The organism is Micromonospora sp. WMMD980, assembly GCF_029626035.1.
Lineage (GTDB): Bacteria > Actinomycetota > Actinomycetes > Mycobacteriales > Micromonosporaceae > Micromonospora.
Genome location: NZ_JARUBE010000003.1, coordinates 3841327 through 3865942 on the forward strand (window position 1 = coordinate 3841327; position 24616 = coordinate 3865942).

The window sequence follows — 24616 nt, forward strand, 5'->3', positions numbered from 1 at the left end:
GGCCGCCGGCTCAGTAGGCCAGCGCGGCGCGCAGGTAGCGCAGGTCGGTGGGCCCGCTCCAGCGGTGCGCGGACAGCCCCGCCACCCGGGCGCCGGCCACCGCGCGGTCCTGGTCGTCGACGAAGAGCACCCGGGCCGGCGGGGTGTCCAGCGCCGCGCAGGCGGCCTGGAAGTATTCCTTCGCCGGCTTGTGCACCCCCACCACGGAGGAGTTCACCACCACGTCCAGCTCGTCGGTGAGCCCGAGCGCGGCCAGGTCGGCGTCGAGCAGGTCGGTGGCGTTGGTGCCCAGCCCGACCCGGATGCCGGCGGCCCGCGCCTCGCGGACGAAGGCCAGCACGTCCGGGTCGACCTCGCCCCGGTAGCGCTGCCACTCGTCGACCGCCGCCCGGGCCCGCGCCGGGTCGCCGAGCGAGGGAGTCAGCGCGTCGGCCACGCTCGCCATCCACGCGGCGTGGCTCATCTGTCCGACGAGCACCGGCTGGAGCAGCCCCCAGGACATCGCGATCTCGCCGAGCACCCCCTCGGTCAGCCCGTAGTCCCGCTCGACGCCGGCGGCCACCGCCGGGTCCCAGCGGCGCAGCACGCCGTCGAAGTCCACCAGGAGCGCCGTGGCGCGTTCCCGACTCACTCGCTTGTCTCCCGCCCGTCGTCCTCGGCCCGGTTGAGCCGCTGGCTGATCACCTGGGTCACACCGCTGCGCATGGTCACGCCGTAGAGCGCGTCGGCGATCTCCATGGTCCGCTTCTGGTGCGTGATCACGATCAGCTGGCTCTTCTCCCGCAACTGTGCCAGCAACGTGATCAGTCGGCCCAGGTTGACGTCGTCGAGCGCCGCCTCCACCTCGTCCATGATGTAGAACGGGCTGGGCCGGGCCCGGAAGATCGCCACCAGCATGGCCACCGCGGTCAGCGACCGCTCGCCGCCGGAGAGCAGCGACAGCCGCTTGATCTTCTTGCCCGGCGGCCGGGCCTCCACCTCGACGCCGGTGGTGAGCAGGTCCTCCGGGTCGGTGAGGATGAGCCGACCCTCGCCGCCGGGAAAGAGCACGGTGAAGACCTGCTCGAACTCCCGCGCCGTGTCCTCGAACGCGCTGGCGAAGACCTCCAGGATCCGCTCGTCCACGTCCTTGACCACGGTCAGCAGGTCACGCCGGGTCGCCTTCAGGTCCTCCAACTGCTCGGAGAGGAACTTGAAGCGTTCCTCCAGCGCGGCGAACTCCTCCAGCGCGAGCGGGTTCACCTTGCCGAGCAGGGCCAGTTCCCGCTCCGCCTTGGCGGCTCGCTTCTCCTGCACCGGCCGCTCGTAGCGGACCGGCTCGGGCACCGGCCGGCCGTCGGACTCGGCGAGCGCGACGTCGGCGTCGGTGGGCGGGACCGGCTGGTCCGGCCCGTACTCGGCGACGAGCGTGGACACGTCGAGCCCGAAGTCCTCGGCGGCCTTCGCCTCCAACTGCTCGATGCGCAGCCGCTGCTCGGCCCGGGCCACCTCGTCCCGGTGCACCTGGCTGGTGAGCCGCTCCAGCTCGGCGGCGAGACGCTTGGCCGCGCCGCGTACCTCGGACAGCTCGGCCTCGCGGGCGGCGCGCTCGCGGGCGACGGCGTCGCGGTGCTCCTCGGCCCGGGCGATGGAGACGGTGAGCCGGGTGAGCGCCTCGCGGGCGCCGCCGACCACGGCGCGGGCGATCTCCGCGCCCCGGGTGCGGGCCGCGCGGCGGGCGGCGGCGCGCTCCCGCGCCGCCCGCTCGGCGGTGGCCTGCCGGGCCAGCGAGTCGGCCCGGCCGGCGATCGACGCGACCCGCTCCTCGGCGGTACGCACCGCGAGCCGGACCTCCATCTCGTTCTGCCGGGCCTGCGGCACCATCGCGGCGAGCTGGTCGCGTTCCTCGGTGGACGGTTCGGCGTCGAGCGGAGTCGTCTCGGCCAGCCGCAGCCGCTCCTCCAGCTCGGCGAGCGTCGCCAGGTCGCGTTCCCGGGCCGCCTCGGCGCGGGCCCGGGACTCGCCGAGCCGGTCGGTCTCGGCCTTTGCGGAGCGGGGCCGCCGCGCCCAGCTCGGCGAGCCGGCGGGCGGCGGCGTTGCGGTGGCTCTCCGCCTCCCGCTTGGCGGCGGCGGCGTGCTGCACCGCCTCCTTGGCTGCGGCCACCTCGGCGCGCGCCTCGGTCAACCGCTCGCGCAGCTCGGCGGCGGCACGTTCGGCGGTGCCCCGGTTGGCCCGGGCCTCCTCGACGGCGGCCTGCACCTCGATGAAGCTGGGAGCCTTGGCCGACCCGCCGGCCGCCGCGTACGCCCCGACCACGTCGCCGTCCGGGGTGACCGCGCGCAGCTCCGGGTTCGCGGCGACCAGCTCGGACGCGGCGGCGAGGTCCTCGACGAGCGCCACGTCCCGCAGCGCCCGGTGCACGGCCGGGCGGATGCCGGCGGCGCACTCCACCAGGTCGGGGGCCCAGCGGGCCCCGTCCGGCAGCTTCGGGCGCAGCGCGTCGACGGGGCCGTCCATGCCGGGACCGGCGGGGCTGCCGACCAGCAGTCCGGCCCGGCCGGCGTCGGAGATCTTGAGCAGACGCATGGCCTCGACCGCCTCGTCCACGCCGCTGACCGCCACCGCGTCGGCGAGCCCGCCCAGCGCGGCGGCGAGCGCCGCCTCGTCGCCGGGGGCGACGGTGAGCAGCCCGGCGAGGCCGCCGAGCAGGCCGGGCACCTGGTCGGCGCGGGCGAGCAGCGCCCCGGCGCCGTCCTTGCGACGCAGGCCGAGCGCGAGCGCCTCCTCGCGGGCCTTCCAGGTGGCGGCGTCCTTCTCGGCGGCGCGTTCGCCGTCGGTGAGGCTGCGCACCGTGGCCTGGGCCTGCTCCTGCACGGCCACCGCCTCGGCGTGCCGGGCGTCCAGGTCGGCGTTGTCCCGGTCCGCCTCGGTGGACTGCTCGGCGACCGCGTCCAGGTCGGCCTGCGCCCTCTCGGCCCGCCCCAGCGCGTCGGTGTGCGCGACGGCGAGCCGTTCGATCTCCTCGCCGGCGCTCGTGGTGCGGGCCCGGGCGGAGTTGACCTGGCCGGTCAGCCGGGCCAGCCCCTCCCGCCGGTCGGCGATGGCCTTGGCGGCGGCCACCAGTTCCCGTTCGGCGGCGGCGAGCTGCCGTTCCAGCTCCTGCCGGTGCTCGACCGCCTCGGCCAGCCGGATCTGGTCGTCGGTGAGCGCGGCGCGCAGCTCCTCCTCCTGCTCGCGGACCCGCCGCGACTCGGCCTCCAGTTGCTCCGGGTCGCGGCCGGGGCGCTCGTCGTCGCCGCTGGCGCTCAGGTGGCGCAGCCGTTCCCGGGCGAGCTGCTCGATGGAGCGGAACCGCTCCTGGAGCGCGGAGAGCCGGTACCAGGTGTCCTGGGCCGCCGCCAGCAGCGGGGCGTCCTCGGCCAGGGCCGCCTCCAGTTCGCCGAGTCGGCCCTGCACCTCGCCGTGCTCACCCTCGATCTGCTCGCGCCGCTCGCGCAGCGCGGTCTCGTCGGCGATCTCCCGGTCCAGCGTGGTGCGCAGCGTGTGCAGGTCGTCGGCGAGCAATCGGAGCCGGGCGTCGCGCAGGTTGGCCTGGATGGCTGCGGCGCGCCGGGCCACCGCGGCCTGCCGGCCCAACGGCTTGAGCTGGCGGCGCAGCTCGGCGGTGAGGTCGGTCAGCCGGTTGAGGTTCACCTGCATCGCGTCCAGCTTCCGCAGCGCCTTCTCCTTGCGCTTGCGGTGCTTGAGGACGCCGGCCGCCTCCTCGATGAAGGACCGGCGGTCCTCCGGCTTGGCGTGCAGCATGCCGTCGAGCCGGCCCTGCCCGACGATGATGTGCATCTCGCGGCCGATGCCGGAGTCGGAGAGCAGCTCCTGGATGTCGAGCAGGCGGCAGGAGTCGCCGTTGATCTCGTACTCGCTCTCGCCGGAGCGGAACATCCGGCGGGTGATGGAGACCTCGGTGTACTCGATCGGCAGCGCGCCGTCGGTGTTGTCGATGGTGAGGGTGACCTCGGCCCGGCCCAGCGGCGCCCGGCCGGCGGTGCCGGCGAAGATGACGTCCTCCATCTTGCCGCCGCGCAGCGCCTTGGCGCCCTGCTCGCCGAGCACCCAGGCGATGGCGTCGACGACGTTGGACTTGCCGGAGCCGTTCGGGCCCACCACGCAGGTGATCCCGGGCTCCAGCTTCAACGTCGTGGCGGAGGCGAAGGACTTGAAGCCCTTCACCGTCAGGCTCTTGAGATGCACCTTCTCGATCCTCGTCCGGTGGTCGCCGTACCGTCGCCGGCTGCGCGGACCTGGTGAACCCGCAGACTAACCCGCGCCCGGGGCCGCACCGGCACGCGACCCACCCGGGTGGGGGGCGTCCGCGCGGCGCACCCGTCGTCGCGGTCGGGCGAACCCCACAAGATCACAATTTTCGGACGCAATTAGCTGAAGCCGCCGCAAGATCGAGAATTGCGAACAACGGCGAAAGGGTACGCACATGGCTGCGCGCCGGCACAAAGTGTCGGCGCGCTTTTCGGTGTGGTGCGATTCAGTTTTCCGACAACCGGAACTCAGGTCAGCGCGGGCTCGGCGAGACGGAGGAGGTCGTCGGCCTCCGCCGCTGCCGCCGCGAGCCGATCGTTGTCGGCACGCAGACGCGTGATCTCGAACTCCAGTGCCTGAACCCTGGCACGCAGTCGGGTGACCTCGTCGAGCAGCCGTCGGTCGGACGCTGCACCTACGTGGCCGTAGAGGGCCTTCGCCATGCTGAACTCCTCGATATGCGCTGCCGGAAAGGCCGGCCAACGCGCGCCCATGATGTTCGCGGCTGCCATTACCCCGGGTGTATCGGGCATGGCTGGGCGCGACTGGCGACACCTATATATTGAACCGAACCCCCTCCTTCGTCAAGTTGACGCAGGCCGTAGATCATCTCCACGTCGGCCGGGCCACTCGCCGGGGGCTGCCACAAGGGCGCGGACACGCTCTGTCCGGACGCCTTTACTGTACGCCCTGAAGAATGTGTGAACGCCTCATCCTTCCCGCCCGCTTCGCCTTAACTCTTTCTTAGCCACGTTGCCGCTGCTCGGGCCGCGCCCGTAGCGTCACCCCGGCCCGCAACCGACCCGTGGAGGGGACAGGCGTGTACCGCTGGACCGACCCGATCGACCCGGACGACGCCTCCCGGCGCCCGGAGCCGCCGACCGACCAGGGTCCGGCGTGGCTCACCGACCGGCCCCAGCCGCAGTCGTCGTACCTCTTCGGGGACCAGCCGGCACAGCCGCCCACCGGTAACCTGCCGCCCACCCTCGACGCCGGCCGCTACGGCGACGTCGACGGGCCCGGACACGGCCCGACCGGTTACGACACCGACCCCACCACGACGCACCCGGGCTACGGCCACCCCGCGCAGGCCGGCTACGGCCACGAGGGCACGTCGGCCGGCTACCCCGATGCCGGGCCGGGCTACCCCGATGCCGGGCCGGGCTACGCCGATGCCGGGCCGGGCTACGGCCACGGCGTCGCCGCGCCTGGATACGGCCACGACGCGCCGTTCGAGCCGGCCGGCGCCTACCCGGCGGACCGGGACCGGTGGAACGGCGAGGAGCTGCCGGACCGGGCCCGCTGGAACGGCGAGGAGCAGCCGGCCGGCGCCTGGGCGCAGCCCACGGCCGCCTGGCAGCCGGTGACCGACACCCCGCCCGACGACAGCCGGCACCGCCCGAAGCGGAGGTTCTCCCGCCCGCTGGTGATCGGTGGCGCGGCCGCCGCCGCGACGCTCGTGGTGAGCCTGGGCGTCGGCGCCCTGCTGCTGCCGGGTGGCGACCGCCCGGCCGAGCGGACCGCCGCCGACGCGCCGGCGGTCGTCGACCCGGACGGAACGGAGCAGACCGAGAGCGGCCCGCCAGCCGACGCGCTAGTCCCCGGCTCCGCCAGCCCGTCGGCCTCGCCGACCACCGTGAAGCCCAGCCCGACGAAGAAGGTCACGCCCCGGCCCAGCCGGACCAAGGCCCCGTCGCGCCAACTGGAGCGCAGCAGCGCGCCGAGCAACACCGGCGCCCGGACCACCTCCTCCGGAAACCTCAGCGCCGAGCTCCAGCAGGTCGTCGACCTGGTGAACCAGGAACGGGCCAAGGCCGGCTGCAAGGCGCTGACCGTCAACTCCAAGCTGACGCTCGCCGCCCAGCGGCACAGCCAGGACCAGGCCGACCACAAGAAGATGTCGCACGACGGCAGCGACGGCAGCAACGTCGGCCAGCGGCTCGACCGCGCCGGCTACGCCTGGCGGGCGTACGGCGAAAACGTCGCCTGGAACCAGCAGAGCCCGGCCGCCGTGATGGACGCCTGGATGAACTCCGAGGGACACCGGGCGAACATCCTGAACTGCTCGTTCACCCAGATCGGAGTGGGCGTGGCGCGCAGCAACGGGCCGTACTGGACGCAGGACTTCGGCACCCCGCGCTGAACCGCGCGTCGTGACCGGGTCGGCGCTCGTTGACCGGTCGGGGGCGGCGTCGGGCCGCCCGCGTCCGGGGAGCTGTCGATGCGGATCCGGCCGGCCTGTGCCGTGCCGCGCTCCCGGCCGGCCCGCGTCCGCCGACGAGGGCCGTGCCGGGGCGTGGCACTGGCGCTGACCGCGCTACTACTCACGCCGCTCCCGGCGTGCCGGGAGCAGGTCACCGTCCCGCCCGGCGCGCCGACCTCCTGGCCGGCCGCGTCGGCCCGCCGCTGGACCTGGCAGTGGCAACTCTCCGGCCCGGTGGACGTCTCCGTGGACGCGGACGTCTTCCTCCTCGACCCGGTCCGGACCACCTCCGCCGAGACCTCCGCGTTGCGCGCCCGCAACCGCCGGCTGGTCTGCCAGGTCCGGGTCGGCACGTACGCGGCCGGCGACCCGGACGCCACCCGCTTTCCCGTCGCGGTGCGCGGCGCGGCGGTGCCGGGCCGGCCGGGGAGCCGGTTCCTGGACGTTCGGAGCTGGAACGCGCTGGCGCCGGTGCTGGCCGACCGGTTCCGGCTCTGCCGGGGCAAGGGCTTCGGCGCGGTCGCGCTGGCCGACGCGGACGGCTACCGGCACCGCTCGGGCTTCCCGCTGGGCTTCGACGAGCAGTTGCTGTTCAACCGCCGGCTGGCCGGGCTGGCCCGGCGGCTCGACCTCTCCCCCGGCCTGGTGGACGACGTGGCGCAGGTGGCGGCGCTGGCTCCCGACTTCGACTTCGCGGTCAACCAGGAGTGCGTACGCCGGCGCGAGTGCGCGAAGCTGCTGCCCTTCGCCGACGCCCACAAGCCGGTCTTCCACGTGGAGTACGCGGGCGACCCGGCCGCGTCCTGCGTCACCGCGACCGGCTACGGCTTCGCCTCGATCCGCAAGGACCGGAAGCTGGACGCCTGGCGGGAGCCCTGCCCGCTGCCGTGACCCGACGCCGCCCCACCGGTGAGCGGCGGGGCGGCGTCGTCGTGCGGTCAGCCGGTGGTCGCGCCGGTGGTCGGGGTCGAGGTGCCGTCGCGCTGCGCCGGCACCTCCGCCTGCTCGGCGCTGAGCGGGGTGGCCAGGTCCTCCAGGGACTTCCCCTCGGCCTTGACGCCGAGCGCCAGCTCCACCAGACCGCCAATGATCATGATCGAGGCACCGATCGCGAACGCCAGCACGGTGTCGCCGACCTGGCCGCTGCCGACCAGCTTGGCGAAGATCAGCGGCCCGGTGATGCCACCCGCCGCGGTGCCGATCGCGTAGAAGAACGCGATGGCCATGGCCCGGGTCTCCATCGGGAAGATCTCACTGACCGTCAGGTACGCCGCGCTGGCGCCGGCCGAGGCGAAGAAGAGGACCACGCACCAGCACGCGGTCATGGTCACCGCGCTGAGCACGCCGGCGTGGAACAGCCAGGCGGTGCCGAGCAGCAGCACCCCCGAGCCGATGTACGAGCCGGCGATCATCGGCACCCGGCCGACCGTGTCGAAGAGCCGGCCCAGCAGCAACGGGCCGAACAGGTTGCCGACCGCGATGACCGCGAAGAAGTAGCCGCTGTTGCCGGGCGGGACGTCGAAGAAGGTCTGCAGGATCTGGGCGAAGCCGAAGGTGATCGCGTTGTAGAGGAACGCCTGGCCGATGAAGAGCGAGAAGCCCAGCGTCGCGCGCTTCGGATAGCGGCGGAACAGCGTCTTGGCGATCTCCAGGAAGTTCGTGCTCCTGCGCTGCCGGATCTCGATGTAGCTGTCGGCGTCGGTGAGCTCGCTGCCGGTCTCCCGTTCGACCTCGGTCTCCACCGAGTCGACGAGGTGGTTCGCCTCGTCCGCCCGCCCGCCCGTGGATGAACAGCCAGCGTGGGCTCTCCGGCACGTGCCGCCGGACCAGCAGGATCACCACGCCGAGCACCGCGCCCAGACCGAACGCCACCCGCCAGCCGAGGTTTGTCGGCAGGCCGTTGAGCAGCGGTACGGTCAGCAGCGCGCCGATCGCCGCGCCGAGCCAGAACGTGCCGTTGATGATGATGTCGATCCGGCCCCGGTGGCGGGCCGGGATCAGCTCGTCGATGGCCGAGTTGATGGCCGCGTACTCACCGCCGATGCCCATGCCGGCGAGGAACCGGAACAGGAAGAACCACCAGGTGTCGAACGAGAGCGCGGTCAGCGCGGTGGCGACCAGGTAGAGGCCGAGGGTCAGCAGGAACAGCTTCTTGCGGCCGAATCTGTCGGTGAGCCACCCGAAGAAGAGCGCCCCGGTGCAGGCACCGGCCACGTAGAGCGCGGCGGCCAGGCCGGTGACCTGGCTCTGGGTGATGTCCAGGCCGCTGCCCGGCTCGGCCAGCTTGCCGGACAGGTTACCGACGATGGTCACCTCGCGGCCGTCGAGGATCCACACCGTGCCCAGACCGATCACGATCATCCAGTGCCAACGGGACCACGGCAGCCGGTCCAGGCGGGCCGGGACGTTGGTCCGTACGGTGCCGGTCTGCACGTCGGCGCTCATGACGCGCTCCGGGAGGTCGGGAGAACCGGCGCACGACGGCGTGTCACCGACGAGAACTGTTCGTCCATGGCGGCCCCAGATGCCCCGCCGCCAGGCGCGTTAATCCTGGCCTCTGCCCGCGCTCGGCCACCCCTCGGCCACCCCTCGGCCACCCCTCGGCCACCCCTCGGCCACCCCTCGGCCACCCCTCGGCCACCCCTCGGACGGCCGGCGGCCCGGCCGTTCCCGGTCCCGGTCCCGGCGAGCACACCGCCAGCAACTACTGCGCGTAACCCGAGCCTCGAGTAGATGCCTTTAGCTCGGTATGCCTGAGAGGCATAATCATGCCTCTCAGGCATACCGCTTGGGAGCGGATGTTTCCGCGGCGGCCACGACGGACCGGCCGAAAAGTCAAGACCGGGCCGGGCCGGGCCGGGCCGGGCCGAGGCCGAGCCGGGTCAGCGGGTGCCGACCAACTCCGGCGACGGCGCGGGCGGCGGCTCGACCGGCGGGGTTGCCGGCGCGGTGGCCGGCCGGCGGCGCAGGAAGCGCGGCGCCCACCAGTTCGCGTCGCCCAGCAGGGTCATCACCGACGGCAGCACCACCGCCCGGATGATCGTGGCGTCCAGCAGGATCGCCGCCGCCAGTCCGATGCCGAGCTGCTTGAAGTCGATCATGCTGAGCGTGGCGAAGATCGAGAAAACCCCGACCATCACGATCGCCGCGCTGGTCACCACGCCGGCCGAGGACGTGATGCCGTAGGCGACCGCGTCCCGGTTCGGCATCCCCCGGTCGACCGCCTCGCGGATCCGGCTGACCACGAAGACGTGGTAGTCCATGGAGAGCCCGAACAGCACCACGAACAGGAACAGCGGCAGCCAGGTGACGATCGCGTCCATCGAGGTGAAGCCGAGCAACCCCTCCGCCCAGTGACTCTGGAAGACCAACACCAGCAGGCCGTACGCGGCGCCGGCGGAGAGCAGGTTGAGCAGGATGGCGGTGAGCGCCACCACCACCGACCGGAACGTCCAGGCCATCACCAGGAACGTCAACGCCAGCACGAACGCCGCGACCACCGGCAGCTTCGCCCAGATGTGGTCGGCGTAGTCCTCGCTGGCGGCCACCCCGCCGCCGACCGCGTACTCCACGCCGGGAATGCCGTCCAGCGCCGCCGGCACCAGGTCCCCGCGCAGCTCGTGCAGGGACCGGGACGCCCCGTCGGAGCGGCTGGCGTACGGGGTGGCCACCTCCAGCACCGACACCCGCTGGTCGGCCGACACCCTGATCTCCGGGCCGTCCCCCTCGGCCGGCGCGAAGAGCGGGTCGGTGGCGGTCCGGCCGGCCAGGCTGGTGAGCGCGGCCCGCACCCGGTCGGCCTGGTCCGCCGGCGCCCGCACGGCCACCGTGTGGCTGGTGCCGTTGCTCGGGAAGGCCGCGGTGAGCCGGTCGTACGCCTGCATGGCCGGCGTGCTGCGCGGCACGTCCTCGGCGCCGGGGAACTTGAGCTTCATGCCGAGCGCGGGCGCGGCCAGGGCGAGCAGCAGCCCGACCGAGACCAGCAGCGTGGCCACCGGCGCGCGCAGCGCGGGCCGGAGCACGGCCGGCCAGAACCGGGGTCGCGCCGGCTGCCCGCCGCGCGGGGCGGTGAGCCGCCAGAGCAGCGGCACCCGGGGCCGGTCGACCCAGCGACCCAGCTTGGCCAGCAGCGCCGGCAGCACGGTGAGCGAGCCGATCACCGCCACCGCGACCACCAGGATCGAGCCGACGGCCAGCGACGAGAAGATCGCGTCCTGGGCGAGCAGCAGGCCGGCCATCGAGATGATCACGGCGGTGCCGGAGACCACCACGGCGTGCCCGGAGGTCTCCGCCGCGATCTCCACCGCGTCGAGCCCGGACCGGCCCTTGGCCCGCTCCTCGCGTTCCCGCCGCACGTAGAACAGCGAATAGTCCACGCCCACCGCCATGCCGATCAGCAGGATGACGCTGGCCGTGGTGTCGGTCGCCGGCACCAGGTGCGAGGCGAGCGTGGAGAGACCCATCGCGGCGGCCACCGAGGAGAGCGCGAGCAGCACCGGCACACCGGCCGCGATCAGCGCCCCGAACGCGATGATCAGGATCGCCAGCGTCACCGGGAGGCTGAGCAGCTCGGCCCGCTTGAAGTCCTTGCCGAGCGTGTCGTCGAGCGCATTGTCGATCGACGGGCCGCCGACCTGCTCCACCCGCAGGTCCGGGTGCGCCTCCTGCACCCGGGCGGTGGTGTCGCGCAGCGGCTGCACCCGGTCCGCGGCGGTCTCCGGGTCGCCGGACATGGTGATCGGCAGCAGCAGCGCGGTCCCGTCCCGGGACGACACCGGCGTACCCACCGAGGCCACGCCCTCGACCTGCCGCAACCGACCCGCCGCGTCCTGCGCGACGGCGTTCGCGGCGGCCGGGTCCAGCGCCCCGGACCGTGCGGTGATCAGCACGTTCTCGGTGGCCGGATCGTGGAAGCCACCACCGTCGACGATCAGCTCGGCCCGTCCGAACTCGCCGATCGCCTGATCCGCGTCGGTGGCCTCGTTCAGTCCGGCGGCGTTGCCGCCGACGAAGCACACCGCGACGAACACCACCCACAGCGCGATGGCCCGCCAGGGATGCTCCGCACTCCACCGCGCCAGCCGCACGGTCACCGGTCGCCTGCCCATATCCGGGTTCCCCCTCCAGACGTCGGCCCCGTGCCGACGTCTCGAGACGTTAGGCAGCCGGCGCGGGCCGGGCATCGGGGAACGGCCCCGGCTCCTCCCCGATGAGGCAGGCCCTACCAGGCGGCCGGAACCGGACGCGCCGGTCGGGGGGAAAAGGGGCATTTCAGGGTACGTTGCGGCGGGCCCCGGGCCCGCTCCGGCGCAGCACACCGGCGCAACCCCGAACGAACTCCGGGTCATCCCCGAAGGCTGCCCCGAGGGCGCGGCTGGCAGCGCGGGCAACTGTAGGAGGACCGGTTCATGAACGCCTCACGCCGGATCGGCGCGCCGCAGCGCGGGCAGGGCTCGCCCTCCCGGCCGTACGCGTTGAGCGACCGGTCGAAGTAGCCGCTCTCGCCGTTGACGTTGACGTACAGCTCGTCGAAGCTGGTGCCGCCCTGCTTGATCGCCTCGCCGAGCACGTCCCGCACGTGCCCGAGCAGCCGCAGCGCCGCCGGACGGGTGAGCGCGTCGGTCGGCCGGGTGCCGTGCAGCCGCGCCCGCCACAGCGCCTCGTCGGCGTAGATGTTGCCCACTCCGGAGATCAACGTCTGGTCGAGCAACGCCCGCTTGATCTCCGTACGCTTGCGGCGCAGCGCCGCCACGAACCCGTCGTCGGAGAACTCCGGGTCCATCGGGTCCCGGGCGATGTGCGCGATCTCGGCCGGCAGCTCCGCCCCGCCCTCCGACACCGACAGCCCACCGAACGTGCGCTGGTCGACGAAGCGCAGTTCCGGCCCGTCGTCGGCGAACCGGAACCGGACCCGCAGGTGCAGCTCGTCGGCCGCGCCGGCTGGTTGCAGCAGCAACTGGCCGGACATGCCGAGGTGGCCGATCACCGCGTCCCCGCTGTCCAGCGGCAGCCACAGGTACTTGCCCCGGCGCCGGACGTCGGTGATCGTCCGGCCGGCCAGCACGTCGGCGAAGTGCGCCCCGCCCGGGACGTGCCGGCGCACCGCCCGGGGATGGCGCACCTCGACGGTGGTGATCCGCCGGCCGACCACCCACTGGGCCAGCCCCTGCCGGACCGTCTCCACCTCGGGCAGCTCAGGCACGGCCGGCGCCCGCCTCGGCGTCCTCCTGGTCGGCCGCTGCGGCGGCCCGCGCCTCGGCCTCGGCCCGCGCGGTCGCCTCCGCCTGCTCGGTGAGCATCCGCCAGGCCGACTCGGCGGCCCGCTGCTCGGCCTCCTTCTTGCTGCGCCCCTCCGCGCCGCCGTACCGGTTGCCGGCCACCACCACCCAGGCGGTGAACGTCTTCAGGTGGTCCGGCCCGGTGCCCTCGATCCGGTACTCCGGGACGCCCAGCCCCAGCGCGGCGGTCAACTCCTGGAGGCTGGTCTTCCAGTCCAGCGCCGCGCCCCGGCCAGCCGACTCCGCCATCAGCGGGTCGAACAGCCGGTGGATCACGATGGCCGCGGTGTCCAGGCCGTACTGGAGGTAGATGGCGCCGAGCAGCGCCTCCAGCGTGTCGGCGAGGATGCTCGCCTTGTCCCGGCCGCCGGTCGCCTCCTCGCCCTTGCCCAGCAGCAGGTAGGCGCCGAGCCCGTCCGGGCCGAGCCCGCGGGCCACGTCCGCCAGCGCGCGCATGTTGACCACGCTGGCCCGCAGCTTCGCGAGCTGCCCCTCCGGCAGGTCCGGGTGGTTGTGGAAGAGCGCGGTGGTGATCACCACGCCGAGCACCGAGTCGCCCAGGAACTCCAGCCGCTCGTTGGTGGGCAGGCCGCCGTTCTCGTACGCGTACGAGCGGTGGGTCAGCGCGCGCTCCAGCAGCTCCGGGTCGAGCGACACGCCGAAGGCCGCCTCCAGGTGGCTGACGGGAGCACGCCGCCGCTTCTCGTTGGTCATGGTGCTACCTCGGTGTCGTTGCGGTCAGGTGCGGGATCGTGCGGGATCTCGGCGAGCAGCGCGCGGACCGTGCCGGCGGCGTCGCGACGCCAGAGGTGGGCGGCCAGGGCGATGCCCGAGGCGACGTCGTCCGGGCCGGCGGCGCCGTGGCACACCACCACGGTGCCGCCCACCCCGAGCAGGGCCGCCGCGCGGGGTACGCCGCCGTTCGCGGGCGGCCCGCCGGCCATGGCGTACGCGCCCTCGATGGCCTTGAGCAGGACGTTGCCGGTGAACCCGTCGGTCACCACCACGTCGGCGCGGCGGCCGAGCGAGATGTCGTACCCCTCGACCAGGCCGACGTAGCGGGCGTTGCAGGGCAGCGGCACGGCGGCGACGACCGGGTCGGCGGACCGGCGCAGGCGATCGCCCTTGCCGGCCTCGTGGCCGACGGAGAGCAGCCCCACCCGGGGCGCGGCGACCCCGTGGGCGACGGCCGCGTAGGCGGCGCCGAGGACGGCGTGCCGGGCCAGCGTGGCCGGGCCGGGCTCCAGGGTGCCGCCCACGTCCAGCAGCACCACCGGCCCGTCGACCGCGGGCAGCGTGGCGACCAGCGCGGGTCGGCGTACCCCGGGCCAGCGGCCCAGGCCGAGCGCGGCGGCGGTGACGGTGGCGCCGGTCGAGCCGGCGGAGACCACGGCGTCGGCGAGGCCGTCCTGGACGGCCTGGACGGCCGTGCGGACCGTGCTCTCGCCGCGGGCGGCGGTCGGATGGTCGGCCATGCCGACGGCGGCCCGCACCGGGCGGACCGCGACCCGGGCACGGTGGGCCGGGTCGAGCGCACCGAGCAGCCCGTCGGCGACCTCGGTCGGACCGACGAGCAGCAGGCGCAGGTCAGGGTCGGTGCGCACCGCCCGCAGAGCGCCGTCAACCACGACGGCGGGAGCATCGTCCCCGCCGAGGAGGTCGACGGCGATCCGCGCGGTGCCCGGCTCCGACGGCCCGCCGGCCGGGGAACGGCCGGCGGCGGAGGGAGCCGGGGCACCGGGCTTCAGCCGTGGTGCGCGCGCCACCCGAGAAGCGGTCGGGGGCGTCACTCGGCGTCCAGGTCAGACCTCGAGGACCTGGCGGCCGTTGTACGTGCCGCAGACGGAGCAGGCGGCGTGCGGCAGCTTCGGCGACTTGCACTGCGGGCAGGCAACGGTCGCCACCACCGAGGCCTTCCAGTTCGCCCGGCGGGCGCGGGTGTTGCTGCGCGACATCTTGCGCTTGGGGACGGCCACGGTTCCTACTCCTCTGTACGGTTCAGTTGCGACAGGCCCGCCCAACGCGGGTCGATCTGCTGGTGACTGTGGTCGGCCGGCAGATCGTCCCAGTGCACCCCACACTCGGGGCACAGGCCTGGGCAGTCCTCCCGGCAGAGCGGGTTGGTCGGCAGCGCGAGCACCACCGCGTCCCGCAACGCCGGTTCCAGGTCGATCAGATCGCCCTGCATCCGGCCCACCTCGTCCTCGTCGGTCGTCTCGTCCGTGGTGCTGTCCTCGTACGCGTACAGCTCCTGGACGGTGACGACCACCGAGTCGTCGATCTCGCGCAGGCAACGGCCACACTCGCCCTTGACGGGACCGGCGACGGTCCCGGAGACGAGCACGCCCTCGGACACCGACTGCAACCTCAGGTCGAGGTCGAGGTCCGCGCCCTCCGGCACGCTGATCAACTCCACACCGAGGTCCGCCGGTGCCGTCACGACCCGCCGGAGTTCACGCAACGCGCCAGGGCGACGCGGCAGGTCCCTCGTGTCGAGGACCAGCGGCGCCCTGGGGTCGAGTTGGCGAGGCGAATGTTTGGGCATAGTCAGACTCCGGCCGTGAGAGGCCGACAAAAAAGGTTACCTGGCAGGGGGGCGGACCGTCGAACCGGGGGCGTGCCCGCCCCGGGCCCGGCGGCAGCCGGCTGTCGGCGACCGGCCCGTGCGCCGCTCAGAAGGGTAGCGGGCGCTCGGCCTCGTCCCCAGCGAAGGTGCCGATCTCGCGCAGCGCGTGCATCTTGTCCCGGCCGCGCTCTATCGAGGCCAGCGCCCGGGTCAGGAACTGCTCGAAGTTGGCCAGCGCGGTGTCGACGTAGTCGTCCACCTCCTCGCGGAGGCGCTGCGCCTCGGCGCGCGCCTCGGCGATGATCCGGGCGCCCTCGTGCTCGGCCGAGACGGTGATCTCGTTCACCGAGACCAGCCGGGCGTGTTCCGCCTCACCCTCGCTGATGATCCGGTCTGCCTCGCGCTTGCCGGCCTCCATGATCTTGTCCCGCTCCTCCAGCAGCGCGGCGGCGCGGCGCAGGTCGGCGGGGAGCTCGGCGCGCATCTCGTCGAGCGCCGCGATCATCTCGCCGCGGTCGACCATGCAGTTGTTGCGCGACATCGGGACGGAGCGGGCCTGCTCCACCATGGCGATCAGTTCGTCGATGCGATCGAGCGGGTCCACCGGCGCCTCACCCCTGTCTTCGTCGGCCGCCCTCCATGATGCGGCCTGCGCCCGGTTTCGGCGCTGCCCCCATCATGTCGCGCCCCGCCCACTCCCGCCCTACCCGCCCCCGTCCGGCGCGTCGCCCCACCTCGCCGATCCTGCACTTTCTGCCCCGACATTCCGCCCGGAACGGGCGAGCGGCGGGCCGCAACTGCAAGATCCGCGCCGTCAGGGGCGGAGGCGGGCGGTGAGCTGCTCGCGCACCAGGTCCGGGACGTGGGCGGAGATGTCGCCGCCCCACTTGGCCACGTCCTTGACCAGGCTGGAGGAGAGGAACGAGTAGAGCGGGTTGGTCGGCATGAAGAGCGTCTCCACGCCGGCCAGACCGACGTTCATCTGGGCCATCTGAAGCTCGTAGTCGAAGTCGCTGACCGCGCGCAGACCCTTGATCAACACGCTCGCCTGCTGATCCCGGCAGAAGTCGACGAGCAGGCCGCGGAACGACTCCACCCGGACGTTGTCGTACGAGGCGGTCACCTCGCGGAGCATCTTGATCCGCTCCTCGACCGTGAACAATCCCTGCTTCGACTGGTTGACCAGCACGCCGACGATCACCTCGTCGAAGAGCCGGCTCGCCCGGCCGACGATGTCGAGGTGACCGTTGGTGACCGGGTCGAACGAGCCCGGGCAGACCGCACGTCTCATGATCGGCGACCGTACCAAAGCGTGGTCTCGCCGTAGCGGCGACTGCGCTCCCCGGTGACGCCCTCCACCCAGCCGACCGGCCCGGTGCGACTGGCCCGCTCCACGATCACCAGGGCGTCCGGGGCGAGCCAGCCACCGCCGACGAGCGCACCGAGCAGCGCGGTGATCTCCGCGTCCGGCGCCGCGTAGGGCGGATCGGCGAAGACCACGTCGTACGGCCCGCCCTCCGGCCCGCCCGCCAGCACGGCGCCCACCTTCCCGGTGACCAGGCGGGCGGCCGGCGCGGCCCGCAGCGCGGCGACATTCTCCCGGATCACCCGGGCGGCCCGGGCGTCCGACTCGACCAGCAGCACGTGGGACGCGCCCCGGGACAGCGCCTCCAGACCGACCGCGCCGGAGCCCGCGTAGAGGTCGGCGAACCGCGCCCCGGTCAGGTCGAGGTCGGCCTGCACGGCGCTGAACAGCGCCTCCCGCACCCGGTCGGAGGTCGGCCGGGTGCCGGCGCCGGGCGGCGCGGCGATCCGCCGCCCGCCGAGCGTGCCGGCCACGATCCGGGTCACCGTCGTCCCCTGCGCATGCCCCGACGCTACGCGACCGGAGGAAACCCGCGGCACACCACCCGCAGCGACGGCCGGTGACCCCACGTGCATCAATGATCTCGAATTCATAACGGACCCTTTACGACCTGTAGATCGCGGTAACGCCCACACCGCGATCGTGCGAAAAGATCGACATCGCCGGAGCCTAACCGAGCGTGACTCAGCCCTTCTCCAGGTATTCCGCGCGCTCCGCGTCGACGAGCGCGGCGACCGAAGCCGCCAGCGCCGGATGGCGGGCCAGCTCCGGATCCTCCTCGACCAGGGCGATCGCCTCGGCCCGGGCGTCCCGGATCAGATCGGTGTCGCGTCTCAGCGACAACAGCCGCAGGTGCGAACGCCGGCCGGACTGGGTCGCGCCCAGCACGTCGCCCTCCCGGCGCTGCTCCAGGTCGAGCTCCGCGAGCTTGAACCCGTCGGTGGTGGAGGCCACCGCGTCCAGCCGCTCGCGGGCGGAGGACCCCTCGGCCGCCTCGGTGACCAGCAGGCAGAGGCCGGCTGCCGAACCCCGGCCCACCCGGCCGCGCAACTGGTGCAGTTGGGAGACGCCGAACCGGTCGGCGTCCAGCACGATCATCACGGTGGCGTTGGGCACGTTGACGCCCACCTCGACCACCGTGGTCGCCACCAGCACGTCCAGGTCGCCGGCGGCGTAGGCGCGCATCACCGCGTCCTTCTCGTCGGCCGGCAGCCGCCCGTGCAGCACCCCGATCCGCAGCCCGTGCAGCGGCCCCTCGGCGAGCAGCGGGGCCACCTCGGTCACCGCCAACGGCGGCCGGCGACCGTTGTCGTCCTCGCGGGGCGGTTCCTCGTCCGAGACCGGCCCCTCGCCGATCCGCGGGCAGACCACGTACGCCTGGTGGCCGTTGCCGACCTCCTCGCGCAGCCGGCGCCAGGCCCGGTCGAGGAAGGCCGGCTTCTCGGCGGCCGGGACCACGTGCGAGGCGATCGGCGACCGGCCCTGCGGCAACTGGGAGAGCGTGGACGTCTCCAGGTCGCCGTAGACGGTCATGGCGACCGTGCGCGGGATCGGGGTGGCGGTCATCACCAGCACGTGCGGCGGCTGCTCGGCCTTGGCGCGCAACGCGTCACGCTGCTCCACGCCGAACCGGTGCTGCTCGTCGACCACCACCAGGCCCAGGTCGGCGAAGTCGACGCCCTCGTAGAGCAGGGCGTGCGTGCCGAGCACGATGCCGGCACGCCCCTCGGCCACCTCGGCCAGCGCGCGCCGCCGGGCCGCCGCGCCCAGCGAGCCGGTGACCAGCGCCACCCCTGTCGCGTCGTCGGCGGCGCCCAGCTCACCGGCCCGGCCGAGCGGGCCGAGCAGGTCGAGGATGCCGCGGTGGTGCTGGGCGGCGAGCACCTCGGTCGGGGCGAGCAGCGCGGCCTGACCGCCGGCGTCCACCACCTGGAGCATGGCGCGCAGCGCCACGACCGTCTTGCCCGAACCCACCTCGCCCTGCAACAACCGGTGCATCGGATGGGCGGTGGCCAGGTCGGCGGCGATCTCCCGCCCGACCGCGTGCTGGCCGGACGTCAACTCGTAGGGCAGCCGGGAGTCGAACGCCTCCAGCAGGCCACCCGCCGTCGCCGGCCGCGCCCGTGCCGGCCACGCCGCCGCCCGGTGCTTGCGCTGCACCAGGGTGAGCTGCACCGCGAACGCCTCGTCCCACTTGAGCCGGCGACGCGCCCGGTAGAGCGCCTCCTTGCTGGTCGGCCGGTGGATCTCGCGCAGCGCGGCACCGATGTCGGCCAGGTTGCGGGTGGCCCGCACGGCGGCCGGCAACGGATCGTCGGGCGGGGTGAACGTGTCCAGCACCACCCGGACGCAGCGGGCGATCACCCAGGTCGGCACCGCGGCGGCCGCCGGGTAGACCGGAATCAGCGCGCCGGCGAACTCCTCGACCTCCTCGTTGGCCGCCGCCTCGCCGTCGCCACCCTCGCCGAGCAGGACGTATTCCGGGCCGTTGAGCTGCCGCTTGCCCCGGAACTCGGTCACCTTGCCGGCGAACAACCCCCACCGGCCCGGGCGCAGCTCCCGCTCCCGCCACGCCTGGTTGCCGAAGAAGGTGCAGGTGAGCACACCGCCCGAGCCGTCGCCGACGGTGACCTCCAGCAGGTTGCCGCGCCGCTGCCGCATCGGCCGGACCGCGGTGCGCTGCACCTGGGCCAGCACGGTGACCTGCTCCCCCACGTCCAGCGAGCGGATGTCGGTGTGCTCGCCGCGCTCGTCGTAGCGGCGCGGGAAGTGGTAGATCAGGTCGCCCGCGGTGTGCAGGTCGAGGTGGCCGGCCAACGCCTTCGCCGTCTTCTCCCCCACCAGCTTCTTGAGCGGAGTGTCCACCGTCGACGGCTCGCTCGTCATTCGACCCCCACCAGGAGCGGATAGTGCGGCTGGCCGCCCTCGTACGCCTGCACCTCGACGAACGGCCAGGACCGCTCGACGTGGGCGCGGACCCGGTCGGCCAGCCCGGTCGGGGCGTCCGCCCCGCAGAGCAGCGTGACCAGCTCGCCGCCACCGCCGAGCATCCGGTCGACGACGGCGGTGCAGGTGTCGGTGAGATCCTGCCCGATCAGGTGCACCTCGCCCTCCACCAGGGCCAGCACGTCACCCGGGCGGCACGGGCCGGCGACGGTGAGCGCCTCGCGGCCGGCGTGGCAGACCTCGGCGTAGCGACAGGCGCCGGCCGCCTCGGCCATCGCGATCACGTCGTCCTCGAAGCGTCGTTGCGGGTCGCGCACGGCCAACGCGGCGAGCGCCTGCACCGGGGAGCGGGTCGGCACCACGCTCACCTTCACCCCGAGACCGTGCGCCTCCTTCGCCGCCGCGCTCGCCACCGACTGCGTGTTCGGGTCGTTGGGCAGCACCACCACCCGGGCCGCGCCGGTGGACCGGATCGCGTCGAGCAGCTCGCCGGTGGACGGCTTGGCCGGGACCACCACCGCGCCCTCGGCGGCGAACAGCTCGGCGATGCCGGCGCCGGTCGCCACCACCACGGCCGCCCGGCCGTCGGGGCGCGCCACCCGGCCGGGCGCCGGGGCGGCCTGGTCGGCGAAGCGGGTCACCGTGATCCGCCGGGGCCGGCCGGCGGCCACGCCCGCCTCGACGGCGGCACCGACGTCGTTGACGTGCACGTGCACGTTCCAGGTGCCGGAGCCGTCACCGACGACCGCGAGCGAGTCGCCGAGCGCGGCCAGCTCGTCGCGCAGCCGCGCCACCGCCTCGTCGGTGGCGTCGAGGAGGTATTGCACCTCGTAGGCGTACGCCTCGGAGCCGGTCTCGCGGGCGGCGGTGGCCGGCCGGCGCAACGCGGGCGGCGCGGGCGCCGGCTGCGCCGGGCTCTCCCCGGTGACCACCTCGACGAGCGCGTCGAGCAGGAGGCACAGCCCGCGCCCGCCGGCGTCGACCACACCGGCGCGGGCCAACTCGGGCAGTTGCTCGGGAGTGCGGGCCAGCGCGCGGGTGGCCGCCTCGGCGGCGGCGCGGGCCACCGCGCGCAGGTCGTCGCTGTCCGCCCGCCGGGCCGCGCCGGCGGCGGCCGCGACCACGCTGAGCACCGTGCCCTCGACCGGTCGGGCGACCGCGGCGTAGGCGGCGTCGGCGGCGTCGGCCAGCGCGCCGGCGAGCTGCCGGCCCCGCACCGCGGGCGCGGCGCCGAGCGTGTCGGCGAGGCCGCGCAGGATCTGCGAGAGGATCACGCCGGAGTTGCCCCGCGCGCCGAGCAGCGCGCCCTGCGCCATCAACCGCAGCGCGTGCCCGTGCGGGGTGCGCCCGTCGTCGGGCAGGGTGCCCAGGTCCATCGCCAGGGCCTGCTGCGCCGAGGTGAGCGTGAGCACCAGGTTGGTGCCGGTGTCGCCGTCGGGCACCGGGTAGACGTTCAGGCCGTCGATCTCGCCCTGGTGCCGCTGGAGGGCGGCCAACCCGCTCGTGCACCAGCGGCGCACCGCGGCCGCGTCGAGGGTGTCCAGCACGTCGGGAAGCCTACTGGCGCGCACCGACACGCGCCGAGGTCGTCCGGGCCGCCCGGCGTGTCCGACCGACGCGGCGGTCCGGCCCGGCCGGCCGGTACGCTGGTCGGGCTCGGCGAAGGGCCGGTTGGGCGTACGGACCGGCATCGGGTAACCTGACCAGGTTGCCCGGGCTGCGCCTGGCGGCGACCTCATGAACGTTTCAATCCCAGGAGTATCCCGTGGCTAGCGTGTGCGACGTCTGTGGCAAGGGGCCGGGCTTCGGCCACAACGTGCCCTGGTCCAAGAAGAAGACCAACCGCCGCTGGAACCCGAACATCCAGTCGGTGCGTACCCCGGCCGGCGGCGGCACCACCAAGAAGCTGCAGGTCTGCACCTCGTGCATCAAGGCCGGCAAGGTCGCCCGCGCCTGACGCGGCAGCACCACCGGACATCGTCGGCAGCCGGCGGCCCCGAAGGGGTCGCCGGCTTCTGTCGTCTCCACCGACCAGCGGTGACCGCTGACCGACCGTACGGCGACCCGTCGGCGCCCGCCGGTTAGGGTGCTGCTGCGCCGCCCGTCCGGTTCCGGCGCGAGCCGTGGGGAGGAACGACCGGTGCACCTCGATCTGGGTCGCGAGCAACTGGTGGTGGTCGGCGGGTCGTTCGGCTCGCTGCGCTGGTTCGACCAGGAGCTGCCCGCCGGCAGCGTGGTGCTGGTCGAGGAGCCGGACGTGATCCACCGCCGCGGCCTGGTCCGGTTCGCCGAGGAGCTGCCGCTGATCGGCCGGCTGGTCGCGGCGGAATACCAGACCGGCCTGGACGTCGACGACCTGCTCGCCCGCGAGCCCGGCCTGGCCGGCGCGCGGCTGGTCCTGCCCGGCCTGGAGTACGCGGTGGCCGCCACCGCCCGGCTGGCCGAGCGGTTGGGCCGGCCCGGCGCCGGGGCGATGGCCGCGGACGTCTTCTCCGACAAGCACCGGATGCGCCTGCTCGCCGACGAGATCGGGCTGGCGAACCCCGCCTACGAACTGGTCGACGACCCGGACCGGGCGGTCGCGTTCGCCCGCGCGCACGACGGCCGGTGCGTGCTCAAGCCGACCCACCGCTCGGGCAGCCTCGGGGTGCAGTTGATCACCGACCCGGACGAGCTGCCGGCCCGTTGGGCGGCCAGCGCCACCCCGCCCGAGCCGGCCGAGGCCACCGAGCGCGGCCTGCCCACCGGCGTGCTGGTCGAGGAGCTGCTGGTCGGCTCCGAGCACAGCGTGGAGCTGCTGGTCGCCGACGGCGAGGTGCTCTTCGCGAACGTCACCGACAAGCGGGTCGCCGGCGGCCGCTACCCGGTCGAGACCGGGCACACCGTGCCGTCCGCGCTGCCGGCGGCCGAGCACGACGCGCTGCGGTCCGCGGCGGTCCGCCTCGCCGAGGCGGCCGGCTTCCGCAGCGGCATGCTGCACAGCGAGTGGATCCTGGTCGGCGGCGTGCCGACGCTCGTCGAGTGCGCCGCCCGGATGCCCGGCGACATGATCACCGCGCTCATCTCGATCGCCTACGAGCGGGACGTCATCGAGGCGTACCTGCGGGTGCTGTGCGGCGAACGGCCGGCGCTGCCGCAACGGCCGACCGGCGCGGCGGCGATCGAGTTCCTGGTCGCCCCGCCCGGCCGGGTCACCGCCGTGGACGGCCGGCGGGCCGCGCTGCGGGTGCCGGGGGTGCTCGACGTGCAGGTCGAGACGAAGGTCGGGCAGACCGTGCCCGAGCTGCTCTCCTCGGCGCATCGCAGCGGGCACCTGATGACCTGGGGCGCCACGCCGGACGAGGCGGCGGTCGCGGCCCGCCGCGCCGCCGGGGAGATCCGCATCACGGTCGGCTGACGGTCAGAGGGTACGGCCGAACGACAGGCAGCCCGGCTCGTCCCGGTAGTAGCCGAAGTTCGGGATCCGCTCGTAGCCGGACGACGTGTACATGGCGATCGCCTCCGGCTGCCTGTCGCCGCACTCCAGCACGATCCGCTTGCGGCCGGCGTCGCGGGCGGAGCGCTCGATCGCGGCGAGCACGGACCGGGCCACGCCGCGGCCCCGGGCTTCCGGCGCGGTGTACATCCGCTTCAACTCGGCCGCGTCGCCGTCCTCGCCGTGGCTGCGCCAGCCGCCGCAGCCCACCGGCCGCCCGTCCAGGTAGGCGACCAGGAACACGCCGGCCGGCGGGACGAACTCGGCGGCGTCGACGGGCGTCTCGTCGCCGCTGCCGCCGTACCGCGCGCCCAGGTCGGCGAGCGCCGCCCGGATCAGCGCCTGCGACTCCGGCGCGTCGAAGCGCCGCGGGAGGATCTCGATCTCGCTCACCGTGCCAGATTACGACCGCCCCCGGCGCCGGCTCCGCCCGCGCCGCCGAGGACGGACGCAGATCACGGCGGCCCGGCTAGCGGAAGTGGTCCCAGCCGCGCGGGCCGTCGTAGTCGGCGCCGTCGACGGTGACGCCGGCGCCGTCGGTCACCCGACCGACCGGCCGCCAGCCGTCCGGCAACGCCGCACCCGCCGGGAACGTCGCCGCCAGGGCGTGGTCGTCGCCGCCGGCCAGGATCCAGGAGTACGGGTCGACGCCGAGCGCCTGCGCCGCGTCGCGCATCTGCCGGGGCACCTCGAACGCGTCCCGGCCCAGGTCGATCGCCACCCCGCTGGCCGTCGCCACGTGCCCGAGGTCGGCCAGCAGCCCGTCCGACACGTCGATCATGGCGGTGGCGCCGGCCGCCGCGGCCGCCGGCCCGGCGGCGTAGGGCACCTCGGGCCGGCGGAACGCCTCGACCAGCAGGCGGGGCGTCCGGAAGCCCCGGGACAGCACGGTGAACCCGGCCGCCGCCCAGCCGGTGCGCCCGGCCAGCGCCACCACGTCGCCCGGCCGGGCCCCGGAACGGACCACCGGCGCCCGGCCGGCCAGGTCGCCGAGCGCGGTCACCGCGACGGTGAGCGTCGGGCTGGCCGACATGTCCCCACCGACCACGCTCGCGCCCACTCCGGCCGCCTCCGCGCCGAGCCCGTCGGCAAGTTCCTCCGCCCAGGCCGGGTCCAGCTCGGTCGGCATGCAGAGCGCGACCAGCAGCGCGGTCGGGGTGGCCCCCATGGCCGCGACGTCGGCCAGGTTGGCCGCCGCCGCCCGGTGACCCACGTCCCGCGCCGACGACCAGTCCCGCCGGAAGTGCCGCCCCTCGACCAGCACGTCGGTGGAGGCCACCACCCGTCGGTCCGGCGCCGCCACCAGCGCGGCGTCGTCACCGGGGCCGAGCAGGCAGCTCTCCCCGTACGACAGCCGGGCGGTCACCCGGTCGATCAGCCCGAACTCCCCGACACCCGCGACCGTCATGCCGTCCCCTCGTCCCGTTCCGTCGTCCCGCACGTCCACCCCTTCCCCGCACCGACGTGTGCTCGCTCACCGCGCCCACCTGG

Annotated in this window: 20 protein-coding genes and 2 pseudogenes; 4 read left to right on the plus strand and 18 right to left on the minus strand. The window is 74.3% G+C overall.

All coding sequences use genetic code 11. From position 1 onward, the window contains the following. Positions 1 to 10: 10 nt before the first annotated feature. The 3 genes and pseudogenes from O7618_RS17895 to O7618_RS17905 form a co-directional block, all read right to left on the minus strand. Positions 11 to 631, minus strand: a complete 621-nt coding sequence (locus O7618_RS17895) for an HAD-IA family hydrolase (RefSeq protein ID WP_278107238.1) — start codon at positions 629 to 631, stop codon at positions 11 to 13. Beyond that, positions 628 to 4228 (minus strand): annotated as a pseudogene (gene smc, locus O7618_RS17900) (chromosome segregation protein SMC). The gene O7618_RS17895 and the pseudogene smc overlap by 4 nt, the downstream one beginning before the upstream one ends. Before the next feature lie 311 nt (positions 4229 to 4539). Then, entirely contained in the window at positions 4540 to 4734 is a 195-nt protein-coding gene (locus tag O7618_RS17905) for a hypothetical protein (protein WP_278110057.1), read from the minus strand. A 377-nt stretch (positions 4735 to 5111) separates the two neighbouring features. Here O7618_RS17905 and O7618_RS17910 point away from each other — a divergent pair, with 377 nt between their 5' ends. Further along, a complete protein-coding gene (locus O7618_RS17910) occupies positions 5112 to 6434 on the plus strand; it encodes a CAP domain-containing protein (RefSeq protein WP_278107239.1) in 1323 nt (440 codons plus the stop codon). 78 nt (positions 6435 to 6512) lie between these two features. Then, positions 6513 to 7385 carry an endo alpha-1,4 polygalactosaminidase gene (locus O7618_RS17915; protein ID WP_278107240.1) on the plus strand — a complete coding sequence of 291 codons (873 nt, stop codon included), beginning with the start codon at positions 6513 to 6515 and terminating at the stop codon, positions 7383 to 7385. A 47-nt stretch (positions 7386 to 7432) separates the two neighbouring features. Here the strand turns inward: O7618_RS17915 and O7618_RS17920 are convergent, their stop codons facing one another. From O7618_RS17920 to O7618_RS17980, 13 genes and pseudogenes are all read right to left on the minus strand, one after another. Continuing rightward, the gene (locus O7618_RS17920; protein ID WP_278107241.1) at positions 7433 to 8236 is read right to left on the minus strand and encodes an MFS transporter; all 804 of its coding nucleotides are present in this window, start codon (positions 8234 to 8236) and stop codon (positions 7433 to 7435) included. A gap of 91 nt (positions 8237 to 8327) precedes the next feature. Then, positions 8328 to 8939, minus strand: a pseudogene (locus O7618_RS17925) (MFS transporter); the annotation flags it as partial. Positions 8940 to 9376: 437 nt separating this feature from the next. Continuing rightward, on the minus strand, positions 9377 to 11602 hold the full coding sequence (locus tag O7618_RS17930) for an MMPL family transporter (RefSeq protein WP_278107242.1): 2226 nt from the start codon (positions 11600 to 11602) through the stop codon (positions 9377 to 9379). A 236-nt stretch (positions 11603 to 11838) separates the two neighbouring features. Further along, positions 11839 to 12696: a bifunctional DNA-formamidopyrimidine glycosylase/DNA-(apurinic or apyrimidinic site) lyase gene (gene mutM / locus O7618_RS17935; protein WP_278107243.1), complete on the minus strand. Its 858-nt coding sequence runs from the start codon at positions 12694 to 12696 to the stop codon at positions 11839 to 11841. After that, entirely contained in the window at positions 12689 to 13486 is a 798-nt protein-coding gene (gene rnc / locus O7618_RS17940) for a ribonuclease III (RefSeq protein ID WP_278107244.1), read from the minus strand. Before rnc ends, mutM begins: the two co-directional genes overlap by 8 nt. After that, positions 13483 to 14520, minus strand: a complete 1038-nt coding sequence (locus O7618_RS17945; protein WP_278110058.1) for a phosphate acyltransferase PlsX — start codon at positions 14518 to 14520, stop codon at positions 13483 to 13485. The genes rnc and O7618_RS17945 overlap by 4 nt, the downstream gene beginning before the upstream one ends. 54 nt (positions 14521 to 14574) lie before the next feature. Then, a complete protein-coding gene (rpmF, locus tag O7618_RS17950) occupies positions 14575 to 14748 on the minus strand; it encodes a 50S ribosomal protein L32 (protein WP_089156974.1) in 174 nt (57 codons plus the stop codon). 5 nt (positions 14749 to 14753) lie between these two features. Further along, on the minus strand, positions 14754 to 15317 hold the full coding sequence (locus tag O7618_RS17955) for a YceD family protein (RefSeq protein ID WP_278107245.1): 564 nt from the start codon (positions 15315 to 15317) through the stop codon (positions 14754 to 14756). 127 nt (positions 15318 to 15444) lie between these two features. Beyond that, positions 15445 to 15942 carry a hypothetical protein gene (locus O7618_RS17960; protein ID WP_091064048.1) on the minus strand — a complete coding sequence of 166 codons (498 nt, stop codon included), beginning with the start codon at positions 15940 to 15942 and terminating at the stop codon, positions 15445 to 15447. A 210-nt stretch (positions 15943 to 16152) separates the two neighbouring features. Then, a complete protein-coding gene (gene coaD / locus O7618_RS17965) occupies positions 16153 to 16629 on the minus strand; it encodes a pantetheine-phosphate adenylyltransferase (RefSeq protein WP_278107246.1) in 477 nt (158 codons plus the stop codon). Further along, the gene (rsmD, locus tag O7618_RS17970; RefSeq protein ID WP_278107247.1) at positions 16626 to 17189 is read right to left on the minus strand and encodes a 16S rRNA (guanine(966)-N(2))-methyltransferase RsmD; all 564 of its coding nucleotides are present in this window, start codon (positions 17187 to 17189) and stop codon (positions 16626 to 16628) included. Before rsmD ends, coaD begins: the two co-directional genes overlap by 4 nt. Positions 17190 to 17388: 199 nt before the next feature. Next, positions 17389 to 19590 (minus strand): ATP-dependent DNA helicase RecG, encoded by a 2202-nt coding sequence (recG, locus tag O7618_RS17975; RefSeq protein ID WP_278107248.1) that lies wholly within the window; start codon positions 19588 to 19590, stop codon positions 17389 to 17391. Next, positions 19587 to 21197 carry a DAK2 domain-containing protein gene (locus O7618_RS17980; RefSeq protein WP_278107249.1) on the minus strand — a complete coding sequence of 537 codons (1611 nt, stop codon included), beginning with the start codon at positions 21195 to 21197 and terminating at the stop codon, positions 19587 to 19589. The genes recG and O7618_RS17980 overlap by 4 nt, the downstream gene beginning before the upstream one ends. 218 nt (positions 21198 to 21415) lie before the next feature. Between O7618_RS17980 and rpmB the strand changes: the two genes are divergently transcribed. Together rpmB and O7618_RS17990 are read left to right on the plus strand one after the other, a co-directional pair. Further along, positions 21416 to 21607: a 50S ribosomal protein L28 gene (gene rpmB / locus O7618_RS17985; protein WP_091064024.1), complete on the plus strand. Its 192-nt coding sequence runs from the start codon at positions 21416 to 21418 to the stop codon at positions 21605 to 21607. Between the two features lie 183 nt (positions 21608 to 21790). Further along, positions 21791 to 23047, plus strand: coding sequence for an ATP-grasp domain-containing protein (locus O7618_RS17990; protein WP_278107250.1), 1257 nt, complete (start codon positions 21791 to 21793; stop codon positions 23045 to 23047). A gap of 3 nt (positions 23048 to 23050) precedes the next feature. Here the strand turns inward: O7618_RS17990 and O7618_RS17995 are convergent, their stop codons facing one another. Further along, positions 23051 to 23518 carry a GNAT family N-acetyltransferase gene (locus O7618_RS17995; protein ID WP_278107251.1) on the minus strand — a complete coding sequence of 156 codons (468 nt, stop codon included), beginning with the start codon at positions 23516 to 23518 and terminating at the stop codon, positions 23051 to 23053. A 76-nt stretch (positions 23519 to 23594) separates the two neighbouring features. Further along, positions 23595 to 24533 (minus strand): thiamine-phosphate kinase, encoded by a 939-nt coding sequence (locus O7618_RS18000; protein ID WP_278107252.1) that lies wholly within the window; start codon positions 24531 to 24533, stop codon positions 23595 to 23597. Positions 24534 to 24616 lie beyond the last annotated feature (83 nt).